The 10,840-nt window shown below is 58.8% G+C and carries 15 protein-coding genes; 13 read left to right on the top strand and 2 right to left on the bottom strand.

The features are described 5' to 3' along the window. Positions 1-136 (top strand): hypothetical protein (locus HY011_22710; GenBank protein ID MBI3425748.1); only part of this gene is annotated, 136 nt, incomplete at its 5' end. Between the two features lie 124 nt (positions 137-260). Here the strand turns inward: HY011_22710 and hisA are convergent. Then, positions 261-989: a 1-(5-phosphoribosyl)-5-[(5-phosphoribosylamino)methylideneamino]imidazole-4-carboxamide isomerase gene (hisA, locus tag HY011_22705; GenBank protein ID MBI3425747.1), complete on the bottom strand. Its 729-nt coding sequence runs from the start codon at positions 987-989 to the stop codon at positions 261-263. A gap of 209 nt (positions 990-1,198) precedes the next feature. After that, a complete protein-coding gene (locus HY011_22700) occupies positions 1,199-2,698 on the bottom strand; it encodes a PLP-dependent aminotransferase family protein (GenBank protein ID MBI3425746.1) in 1,500 nt (499 codons plus the stop codon). Between the two features lie 136 nt (positions 2,699-2,834). Between HY011_22700 and HY011_22695 the strand changes: the two genes are divergently transcribed. From HY011_22695 to HY011_22640, 12 genes are all read left to right on the top strand, one after another. Beyond that, positions 2,835-3,305, top strand: coding sequence for an OsmC family protein (locus HY011_22695; protein ID MBI3425745.1), 471 nt, complete (start codon positions 2,835-2,837; stop codon positions 3,303-3,305). A 33-nt stretch (positions 3,306-3,338) separates the two neighbouring features. Beyond that, positions 3,339-3,737 (top strand): amino acid-binding ACT domain-containing protein, encoded by a 399-nt coding sequence (locus HY011_22690; GenBank protein ID MBI3425744.1) that lies wholly within the window; start codon positions 3,339-3,341, stop codon positions 3,735-3,737. A gap of 57 nt (positions 3,738-3,794) precedes the next feature. Beyond that, the gene (locus HY011_22685; protein MBI3425743.1) at positions 3,795-4,175 is read left to right on the top strand and encodes a cupin domain-containing protein; all 381 of its coding nucleotides are present in this window, start codon (positions 3,795-3,797) and stop codon (positions 4,173-4,175) included. An 18-nt stretch (positions 4,176-4,193) separates the two neighbouring features. Continuing rightward, positions 4,194-4,847 (top strand): pyridoxamine 5'-phosphate oxidase family protein, encoded by a 654-nt coding sequence (locus HY011_22680; protein MBI3425742.1) that lies wholly within the window; start codon positions 4,194-4,196, stop codon positions 4,845-4,847. 212 nt (positions 4,848-5,059) lie between these two features. Further along, positions 5,060-5,548 carry a DUF1579 domain-containing protein gene (locus tag HY011_22675; protein MBI3425741.1) on the top strand — a complete coding sequence of 163 codons (489 nt, stop codon included), beginning with the start codon at positions 5,060-5,062 and terminating at the stop codon, positions 5,546-5,548. Between the two features lie 76 nt (positions 5,549-5,624). Next, on the top strand, positions 5,625-6,296 hold the full coding sequence (locus HY011_22670) for an MOSC domain-containing protein (protein MBI3425740.1): 672 nt from the start codon (positions 5,625-5,627) through the stop codon (positions 6,294-6,296). Continuing rightward, positions 6,293-6,613 (top strand): EthD family reductase, encoded by a 321-nt coding sequence (locus HY011_22665; GenBank protein ID MBI3425739.1) that lies wholly within the window; start codon positions 6,293-6,295, stop codon positions 6,611-6,613. Before HY011_22670 ends, HY011_22665 begins: the two co-directional genes overlap by 4 nt. Positions 6,614-6,625: 12 nt before the next feature. Beyond that, on the top strand, positions 6,626-6,847 hold the full coding sequence (locus HY011_22660) for a DUF1272 domain-containing protein (GenBank protein ID MBI3425738.1): 222 nt from the start codon (positions 6,626-6,628) through the stop codon (positions 6,845-6,847). 249 nt (positions 6,848-7,096) lie between these two features. Then, positions 7,097-7,603: a GNAT family N-acetyltransferase gene (locus tag HY011_22655; protein MBI3425737.1), complete on the top strand. Its 507-nt coding sequence runs from the start codon at positions 7,097-7,099 to the stop codon at positions 7,601-7,603. A gap of 369 nt (positions 7,604-7,972) precedes the next feature. Next, positions 7,973-8,491, top strand: a complete 519-nt coding sequence (locus tag HY011_22650) for a DinB family protein (protein MBI3425736.1) — start codon at positions 7,973-7,975, stop codon at positions 8,489-8,491. Positions 8,492-8,618: 127 nt separating this feature from the next. Then, a complete protein-coding gene (locus HY011_22645) occupies positions 8,619-9,452 on the top strand; it encodes an isocitrate lyase/phosphoenolpyruvate mutase family protein (protein MBI3425735.1) in 834 nt (277 codons plus the stop codon). Between the two features lie 157 nt (positions 9,453-9,609). Continuing rightward, positions 9,610-10,782: a beta-lactamase family protein gene (locus HY011_22640; protein MBI3425734.1), complete on the top strand. Its 1,173-nt coding sequence runs from the start codon at positions 9,610-9,612 to the stop codon at positions 10,780-10,782. Positions 10,783-10,840 lie beyond the last annotated feature (58 nt).

Raw genomic sequence — 10,840 nt, 5'->3', positions numbered from 1 at the left:
TTTTCGCGGTGTCCACAAGCGTTATCTCAAAGACTACGTGGCGACCTATGAAGCCATGTACAACGCCAAACGCATCAATGCGATGCTCATTCGACGAATGTGCCGGACAGCAACGATGCAAACTGGTTACACATGAGCCATTAAGTTATCGCAGCTCAATAAGTATTGAAGCTTTTTCTTGATACAAACGGGCGACACAGAAAGCAAAGCCCAACACATTCGGTCGGGCTTTGCTGCAAGATGAACTTGTCAGTGTCTGGCTAATCCTCCGCCGCTTCCAACGCTTCTTCCAGCGTAAACACGCCTTCATAAAGCGCCTTCCCGACGATCACGCTATCCACGCCGAATTCTTCCAACTCTTTTACCGCATAAATGTCATCCAGCGTCGCCACGCCGCCCGAGGCTGTCACGTGAATGCCGCTGGCTTCGGCGATGGCGCGGGTGGCTTCGAGGTTGATGCCCGTGAGCATGCCGTCGCGGGCGATGTCGGTGTAAACGATGCGCGTGACGCCCATGTCGGCGACCTTTTGGGCGAAATCAATGGCCTTGATATTCGACATTTTCTCCCAGCCGCGCAGCGCCACAATGCCATCGCGCGCGTCAATGCCGACGACGATGGTCGAACCGAATTCGTCAATGATCTGGTTCAGCAACTGTGGGTTTTCAATCGCCGTCGTGCCGATGACGATGCGCGTCGCGCCCAGGTCGTCAATCGCGCGCACGTCGTCGAGCGAACGCACGCCGCCGCCGAATTGCACCGGCACGTTGACTTCGAGCAGGATGCGTTCGAGCGCCTTCAGGTTCTCGCGGTCGTCCACGTTGAAGGCGGCGTCCAGGTTGACGATGTGCAACATCTGGGCGCCTTCTTCGCACCAGCGCTTCGCCACCTTGATGGGGTTTTCGGCGTAGACGGTTTCGGCGGAGGCCACGCCTTGGGTTAAGCGGACGCAACGCCCGCCGCGCAAATCAATCGCGGGAATGACAATCATGAGAGGTGTGTTGTGATGAGTGTGCTAACCACGCTCGCGGAAACCTTTGTTGCAGTTGTCGCCTGTGGCGCAGGCCAAAATGATTTTGTTAGGGCTACGTTAGTTTGTTTTTTGTGGAAGCTGCCAGGCTCGATTTCATACCGCTTGGCCTGGCAACGGCGTAAATACTACTCAATTTGCGCCGACTGGCAAGAAGTTTCTGGCTTTTTTCAAAGTAACGCTTTGGCCAAGCGCTTGATGCCCTCCTGAATGCGGCGCTCGCTCAGCGGCGCATAGCCGATGACGAACTCATCGCCCCGGCACGCGCCCAGGTAATAAATACGCGCGCAGATTAAGCCGATACCGGCGGCAGTGGCGCGCCGGATGACTTCTGCATCGCTCAATTTGCTGCGCAACCGCACCATCAAATGAATGCCCGAGTTCGCGCCCATGATCGTCACACGTTCGCCGAATTGCGTTTGCAGCGCGCTGACCAGCTTCTGCCGCCGCCGATCATAAAGCGTGCGCATGCGGCGCAGATGGCGTTCCAGATAGCCTTCGGTGATGAAGTCGCAGAGCGCGCGTTGTTCCAGCACGGGCGTATGGCGATCCGCCAGCCACTTGGCCTTTTCAAAAACATCAGCCAACGCGGGCGGCACGACGAGATAGCCGATGCGCAGGGCGGGGAAGAGCACTTTGGAAAACGTGCCGATGTAAATGACGTTGGCGTTTTGCGCCAAGCCCTGTAACGCCGGAATGGGCCGCCCGCCATAACGAAACTCGCTGTCGTAATCGTCTTCCAAAATCAGCGTGCCCGTTTGTTCGGCCCAGGCCAGCAATTCCAACCGGCGCGGCAATGACAGCACCGCGCCCGTGGGGAATTGGTGCGAAGGTGTGACGTAAAGCAGTTTCGCCGCCGGTTTCGCTGCCGGTTTTGCATTTGTTTGCGGCAGGCTTTCCAATTGCAATCCGGCTTCGTCCACTGGCACCGGATGCAACTGCGCGCCGTGCGTCAAGAAGGCGTGGCGCGCGCCCAAATAGCCCGGCTCTTCGATGGCGACCGTTTCGCCACGCTCCACCAAAACCTGCGCGCACAGATGCAACGCCTGTTGCGAACCGTTGACGATGATGACTTGATCAGGCGTGCAATTGACCGCCCGCGCGCGCGCCAAATAGGCCGCGATGGCCGCGCGCAAGGCGGGATCGCCTTGGCCACCCGCCGCGTAATCGAGCAACTCGTGTTGACCGGCGCGGCAATGCCGCAACAGCAACCGCCGCCATGCTTCGATGGGAAAATGATCTACGGCGGGGCGGCAGTAGCGGAAATTGAACAGTAGATCGGGTTCCGCAGGCTCAGGGGCGAAGGCAAGCACGCTGGTGCCATAGCTCGACAGTTTGATCTGCGGAGGGGCTTTCGGTTTGGCCTGCCGCGCCGCTTTGGTCGTGGTTGGTTTGACTGGCGCAGCCTGCAACAGCTCATCCGGCAATTGTGCGCTGACGGTTGTGCCCGAACCGATAGCGGTTTGCAGATAACCTTCGCTGGCGAGTTGTTCATAACTCTGGGTTACGGTCGCGCGCGACAGGCCCAGTGATTTCGCCAGCGCGCGGGTTGAAGGAATGCGCTGCCCGGCGCTCAAGCGCCCACTCAAAATCGAGCGGCGCAATTCCTGGTAAAGCTGCTGATGCAATGGTTGCGGCGCGCTGGTGTTGAGATTGACGGCAAGTTCCATGCAGACGGCCTTTCAAGTGGACTGGTCAAAAAATGCAAAATTGGCCCTTTCGGCAGGCCACTTTGAATGGTAGCTTTTTTGTTCGGAAAGCTCAAGCAACGGTCAGCGCGCCGCAGCCTGACGGGAGGCAGAACCCATGAGTGAATATACAGCCACGGTTCAGTGGGAACGTGGCGCCCAACTCTTTACGGACAATCGCTACAGTCGCAGGCACATCTGGACGTTTGACGGCGGTGTTCAAGTGCCGGCTTCGGCCTCGCCGCATGTGGTGCCGCTGCCTTACGCCGACGCGGGCGCGGTTGATCCGGAAGAAGCTTTTGTGGCCGCGCTGTCGAGTTGTCATATGCTGTGGTTCCTTTCACTGGCGGCCCAGCGGGGATTTTGCGTTGACCATTACACTGATGCCGCAATGGGCGTGATGGGCAAAGATCAAATGGGCCGGCTGGTAATGACGTGTGTGACGCTGCGGCCCCGCGTGGCTTTCGTAGGCGACCGTCTCCCCACACATGCCGACATTCAAGCCTTGCACGAGCAGGCGCACGCGGAATGTTACCTCGCAAACTCCGTGAAAACGGAGATGCGCTGCGAGCCGGTCTGGCCCGCTTAATCTGCGACCTGGCATGCAAGGGAGCGAATTCACATGAAAGATTTGGCAATTCGATTGGCGCACCGCCCTGGCGCGTTGGCGGAGATGGGCGAAGCGTTGGGCCGTGCGGGGGTCAGTCTTGAAGGCGGCGGCGGATTTGTGTTCGCGGGGCAAGGCATCGTTCACTTTTTGGTTGCAGACGCAAGCGCCGCCCGCCACGCGCTTGAAGCCGCAGGTATCACGGTGCTGGCGGATCGTGAAGTTCTGGTGCAACACTTGAACCAGGAACAACCCGGTCAGTTAGGTCAACTCGCGTGCCGCATGGCTGAGGCCGGCGTCAATATCGAAGTTGTTTACAGCGATCATCAAAACCAATTGATTTTGGTGGTTGATGATCTGGCGAAGGGGCGCGCTGTCTCTGCGGCCTGGCAAGGCACGGCGTCAATTCGATGAGCTTTACGGTGTGTTGCACCAGCATCATACAAACGGAATCAACGCAGGAGAAGAACCATGACTGAAGCTACCGCAACACAACCCGTCAACCCGACCAGCCTCGTCCGCAGTCAGCAAGTGGAATGGCGGCCTTTGGGCGAACCCGGCGTGAGAGGCGTTTACATCAAGGAATTGCTCTTTGATCACGAGACGCAACGCGCGCCAACGATCCTGCTGAAATTCGAGGCGGGCGCGACCTATCCCGCCCACAATCATCCCGGCGGCGAAGAGGTCTTCGTGCTCGAAGGCGATTTGAAACTGGGCAAAGATCATTTGCACGCGGGCGATTATCTTTACACCGTGCCCAACGGCGTACACGCGGTCTGGTCGCAGCACGGCTGTGTCGCGTTGCTCAAGGTTCCGCAGCAAGTCGAGATTCTCAAACCACGAAATTCGTAACCGAAAGAGACAGCAAGAATGAGCACTTTTCATCCGACACCCAACACCACCCTTAAACGCTTACCACAGCGCGGCGTGTTTGACCGCGCCACCGTTTACAGCATTCTCGACGAAGCCTTCGTCTGTCACGTCGGTTTCGTGGTTGACGGTCTGCCCTTCGTGATCCCGACCAGTTTCGGGCGCGTGGGCGATCAGCTTTTCATCCACGGCTCGGCGGCCAGCCGGATGCAGCGCCAACTGGCGCAAGGCATTCCGGTGTGCGTGACAGTGACGCTGACCGATGGCCTGGTGCTGGCGCGTTCGGCCTTTCATCATTCGATCAACTATCGTTCGGTCGTGATTTTCGGCACAGCGCGCGTGGTCGAAGATGCGGCAGAGAAAATGGCCGCGCTCAAGGCCTTCACCGAACACGTCATCCAGGGCCGTTGGGCCGAAGTGCGCGAACCGAATGAACAGGAATTGAAAGGCACGACGGTGCTTGTGTTGCCGTTGACCGAGGCTTCGGCCAAAATCCGCACCGGCCCGCCCGTGGATGACGAAGAAGATTTGGCGCTGCCCGTGTGGGCGGGCGTCTTGCCGTTGCAGATGGTGACGGGCACGCCCCTGGCCGACCCGCAACTCGCGCCCGGCACGCCCGTGCCCGCGCACGTGGCGAGTTACGGCAGGTCTTAGAGCGGTTTGCAATGGCGTTTACGGGAGTCAGTTGACGCTGGGACAGTACCGCGCGCGTGAGCAAGCGGCGTGTGTCAAGCTGGCACCATTGGCTAAATTACCAAAGCTCCGCTTGCTGACGCGCGCGGTACTGTCTCGCTGCGCGGTTTTCCCGTACATCGTAGTGAAAACCGATCTAAAAACGAATTTTCTATTCCGCGAGAGGCGCTCCGATGACAAAAAAAGACGACCCAATGATCCCAACCGATTTCGACTTTTACATCGGAAGTTGGAACGTCACACACCGGCGGTTAAACGAGCGGCTGACGGGGTGTACCGAATGGACGACCTTTCCAGGAAGCTGTGTCGCACAAAAGATTTTGGGCGGCTTCGGGAACATGGATGACAACGTGCTTGAGTTGCCCGCTGGCACCTATCGCGCCGTTACGTTGCGCTCCTACGATGCCGGCCTTCAGACCTGGTCAATCTGGTGGCTTGACAGTAGAAGCCCTGGCAAACTCGATGTTCCCGTCGTCGGGTCATTCAAAGCAGGCATCGGGACTTTCTATGCGGAAGACATCCTCGCCGGACAGCCCATTCGCGTAAGGTTTCTATGGGACGCTTCAAACGCGGAGGCGCCTCGTTGGGAGCAGGCGTTCTCGCCGGACGGCGGCAAAAGTTGGGAGACCAACTGGATTATGGATTTCACGCGTGCCTCATAAGTGTCACGCGAACAGCCTGGCTCGCAACAGCCTGGCTCGCAACAGCCTGGCTCGCAACGGCAAGGTTCGACGGATTATGAAATTGCTTTCGCTCCAGCTCGGCAAGCCGCGCACTTACGGCGACAAAGACGCGGCGGACTATTACGAAAAAAAGTGGCGCACGGCGATCTTCCGCGCGCCGGTCGCCGGTTCTGTCTGGTTGAGCCGCACGACGCTCGTCGGCGATCAGGTCGCCAATCGCCGCTTTCACGGCGGCCCTGACAAGGCCGTCAATGTGTATCCATCAGAACATCTGGCGCACTGGCGCGTGGCCTTGCAACTGGATATGCAGTTCGGCGCATTCGGCGAAAATTTCTCGACCGCGGGCTTGGATGAAAGCGAAGTTTGCATCAGCGATGTCTATCGCATCGGCGACGCGGTCTTGCAGGTTTCGCAACCACGCCAGCCCTGCGCGAAATTGGCGCGGCGTTGGCGGCTGAAAGATTTCGCCGCCCAAGTTATCGCCGCCGGCAAAACCGGCTGGTACTTGCGCGTCATCCAGGAAGGCGCGGTCGAGGCGGGTATGTCGATTGAACTGGTCGAACGCCCGCATCCCGAATGGACGATTGCGGCAGCCAACGACGTGATCTATCGCGGCAGGCAGGATGCAGCGGCGATGCAGGTGTTGGCTGCGTGCCCGGCGCTGTCGGCGGCCTGGCGCGACGAGTTGCAAAAACGTCTGGCGGAATTGAGCAGGAGCAGCGGATGATCAAATTCATCGTGGTGGTGTATCGGCGCGCCGATTTCAGCCACGCCGAATTTGCGCGTTATTTTCGTGAAGTGCACGGCCCGCTGGCGGAACAGTTGCCGGGGTTGCGTAAATATGTGCAGAACTTCGTTGACGACGATCCCACTCGAAAGCCTCCCGGCTGGGATGTGGTCAGCGAGTTATATTTCGAGAGCCGTGCGGCAATGGAAGCCGCGTGGGCCACGCCAGCAGGTGAGGCGGCGACGCGCGACTTGGAAAACTTCGCCGACTTGGGGCGCACGACCTGGTCGGTAGTCGAAGAGATTGCGGTGCGTTGAGAGAGCAAGACGATGGCTTTGGAAATGAAAACAAAATGCGAGCGTTGCGAAGGTTTTTTAGGTTTGCGCGCCGAGGCGTTTATTTGCACCTATGAATGCACCTTCTGCCCGGCTTGCACAGAGGTTATGCAGGCGATCTGTCCAAATTGCGGCGGCGAATTGGTGCGCCGTCCGCGCCGCAAAGTCGCCGTGTTCGTGGTCAATCAGGAACAGCTTGAGGCAGGAGCAGCTTGAGGCAGGAGCAGCTTGAGGCAGGAGCAGCTTGAGGCAGGAGCAGCTCAAGGGAAGCTAAGCACATGCTGGAAGTGATTTTGAAACGCTTTGAAGGGCCGGACAAGAGCCGTGTGTTTGCGAAAGGCCGCTTTGACCTGGCGCCTATCGGCGGCATGACGATTGGCCGCGCGTCTTATGAACCCGGGTGGCGCGCGGGCACGCCTAGCAGATACGGCAGTTGCGCGCGGCCTTGTCATAAACAAGAGCGGGATGACTTTCTCCGAACCGTCAAAGCTTTTGGTGCGCGCCGCTACACTGGCCGAAGCCGTAGCGGTGGCGGCGCTCTTGCGGCAGGCGTTTCTTGTCTACGAACCGCATTACACGCCGGCAGCCTTTGCGGCCACCACGCCCACCGCGGAGCAGCTTCGGCAACGTTGGCACGAAGGCCCGGTGTGGGTGGCGCTGCTGGCGCACGAGTTGGCGGGGACAATTGCCGCCGTGCCGCAAACGCATGGCTTGTATCTGCGCAGCATGGCCGTTCACCCGCAGGCGCGCGGGCAAGGCCTCGGGAACGCCTTGCTCGCAAATGTCGAAGCCTATGCCAGAGACCACGGGTTCAGACGAATGCATCTGAGCACGACGCCTTTTCTCACGAACGCCATCTGGTTGTATGAACGCTTCGGCTTCGTGCGGACGAGTGATGATCTGCTTGAATTATGCGGCACGCCGCTTTTCACGATGGAGAAGTTGCTCGAATTAGATGAAGAGTGTGCGTAATGTAGCAGCCCTGTCAGCCTTGGGCCACGGTCATTCTCAATTCGTCATTCTTCATTCTTAGGCAAAAAGGTCCAGTGCCAGTATTGTCTCTGCCGCAGAATGAAGAATTGAAAATGAAGAATGGAGAATGCTTTGCTTCCAAGCCTACGGGCCAGCCGCATTACGCGCATTCTTCAATTAGATCGGATTTCAATGTGGCGTTCCAGAAACGGGCGGGACGATTTGGCAGATCGTCTACACAACGGTCGCGCGGCAATGGTGAGGCGCTCATTGAATGGCTGAAAGAGGACGCGCACCGTTTTATTTTACCCAGCGGAGGTGGATTGCCGCTTACCACTTCACCATGAAACTCGAAGAAGGAGAAACACAGTGAAACCTGAAGCAAACGAATACGCACCTTATTACGGCAAATATGTCGAACTCGTCCCGGCGGGCGACATCGCCGTGACCTTGCAAGCACAGGGCGAGCAAACGCTGACGCTGTTGCACACGTTGAGCGAGGCGCAAGGCGGGCACGCTTACGCGCCGGGCAAATGGACGATCAAGGAATTAATCGGCCACGTGAACGACACCGAGCGCATCTTCGCCTATCGCCTGTTGCGCATCGGGCGCAATGACCAAACGCCGCTGGCCGGCTTTGAGCAGGACGATTACGTCGCCAGCACTGATTTCAATGCGCGCACGCTGGCCAGCCTGCTTGACGAATTCGCCGCCGTGCGCCAAGCCACGCTCCAGCTTTGCCAGCCTTTCACCGAGGCCGAATGGCTGCGGCGCGGCACAGCCAGCGAACACGAAATCACGGCCCGCGCGTTGGCGCACATCATCGCCGGGCACGAGTTGTATCACGTGGATATTTTGAAGACGCGCTATCTGGCGGCGGCGGCTTAAAACAGCGCAGCGAAGATGGGCATAGGATTGACAGGGTTTTCAGGAATGCCGGAGAGGTATCATTTCGTCTTGCTGGATGAATTCTGTCAATCCCGTTGAACCATTTCTGCTGATGCAGAGGCGCACGATGTTGACACAAGCTGAAAAAGGAGCGGCCTTGCGGGCGCTCCACCAACGCGATCACGCGTTTATCATTCCCAACCCCTGGGACGTTGGCACCGCGCGGTTGCTGGCGCAGTTGGGCTTTGAAGCGCTGGCCACGACGAGCGCCGGGTACGCTTTTTCTGTCGGGCAATGCGACAACCGGGTGGGCCGCGACCGGATGTTGGCGCACGTGGCGGCCATTGCGGCGGCCACCGATTTGCCTGTCAGCGGTGATCTCGAAAACGGTTACGGCGATGACCCCGCGACGGTGGCGGAAACCGTCAAGCTGGCAGCGGCGGCGGGGCTGGTCGGCTGCTCTATCGAAGACTCCAGCAATCGTCCCGGCGAGACGCTTTACGAATTGGAACATGCGGCGGAGCGCCTGCGCGCGGCAGCAGAGGCGGCCCGCGCGTTGCCGTTCCCGTTCACGCTGACCGGGCGCGCAGAGAATTTCCTGTTCGGACAACCTGATTTACCGCCTGATCTAAAAGACACGATCAATCGTTTGCAGGCGTATCAAGCAGCCGGCGCGGATGTGCTGTTCGCACCTGGCCTGACGAAGAAAGAAGATATTGCGGCCGTGGTGAGTTCAGTAGATCGTCCGGTGAATGTCGTGATGGGTTTGCAAGGCGTGCAACTGGGCTTGGCCGAATTGTCCGCCCTTGGCGTCAAGCGCATTAGCGTCGGCAGTGCGCTGACCCGCGCGGCTTACGGCGCTTTTTTGCGCGCGGCCCGCGAGATGCAGCAGCACGGAACCTTCACGTTTGCCAAAGAAGCCGTGAGTTATCAGGAACTCAGCGCGCTGTTCGAGGCTTGAAGAGAGTTTACGCGTCAGTTCCTCACGTGCCGCCTGCCAACCCGGCTGTCCACAAACCATACCGCGCCGCGTGGGAAGATTGGTTTGTTGCCTGCTGCTTCTGCCAGGGACTAATGCTAGACTCCTGACCCTGAATTTCAATTCGTCAGGAGGATCAATGTTGCAACGCGCCAGAGTGTTAAGCTGCCTTACCCTTGTCGCCCTTTCAGTCACAGTTACAGTTTTTGCCCAGGCCCCCGCGCCCAAACTGAGCCTTGAACGGGTCGTCGCCGCGCTTGAACCGGAAATCAAGGCCGCGATGGAGGCCGGCAAGATTCCGTCGTGCACGGTCGCGCTGGTCGTCGGCGACAAAATCGTCTGGCAACAGGCATACGGCTACAGCAATCTCTGGGCGAAAACGCCCGCGCGGCTCGATTCGGTCTATCTGATCGGTTCGACGTTTAAGGCCATGTCAACCGTCGCGCTGTTGCAATTGCAAGAGCAGGGCAAATTCAAACTCGACGACCCGGTCAACCAATATCTCGGCGACCTCAAAATCAAAAACGAAGACCCCGCCAAGCCCGTCACCTTTCGTCACTTGTTGACGCATGTTTCGGGCCTGCCCGCCGATTTCGGGCCGTTTCCGCTGTGGGCCGACAAAGCGCCGCCGGCGTTGGAAGAATACCTGCGCGCGTCGTTGCGCGTGCAGCGTCCGCCGCTCGAAAAAGAAGAGTATTCGAACCTGGCCTTTTCGCTGATCGGCTATCTGGTCGAGCGGCTGTCGGGCGCGCCGTTCAAAGATTACGTGCAAACGCACGTCTTTGAGCCGCTTGAAATGGAGAGCACGGCCTTCAATCCGCGCCCGGATATGGACGAGCGGCTGACAGTGCCGTATGTGCCTGATGAAAAAACCAGCGAATTGAAAGCCACGCCGCGCTTGCGTGCGAGCGTTTGGCCGGCGGGCCTCGTTTACGGCACGATTGCCAATCAGGCCAATTGGCTGATTGCGAATCTGAACGGCGGCGTGTTCAAAGGCCGCCGCGTCATCGGCGAGCAGACCCACGCGCAGATGCTGACCAAACAATTCGCGCAATTCCCCGGCCCGGTTGAAAATCTATGGGGCGGCAAAGAGGCGGGTTTCGGTTTGACGTGGTGGGTCGAGGAGCGCGGCGGCGACAAGATTTTCGCGCATAGCGGCAGCGTGCCCGGCTACACCGCATTTTTGCAGGGCAACCGCACGCGGCGGCTGGGCTTTGCGATCCTGACCAACGGCAATCGCGCGCATCCGCATTTGATCAAGCTGGCGGATAGGGCGCTGGAGTTGTTGAAGCAGAATGGGCTGGCAGAGTGAGCGGCCCTTCCACTAAGCCACACGAAGACGCACGAAGAACGTTGAACCTGCAAGTCTT

The sequence above is a fragment of the Acidobacteriota bacterium genome (assembly GCA_016196035.1).
Taxonomy (GTDB): Bacteria; Acidobacteriota; Blastocatellia; order RBC074; family RBC074; genus JACPYM01.
This window is presented reverse-complemented; position numbering and strand designations above follow the sequence as displayed.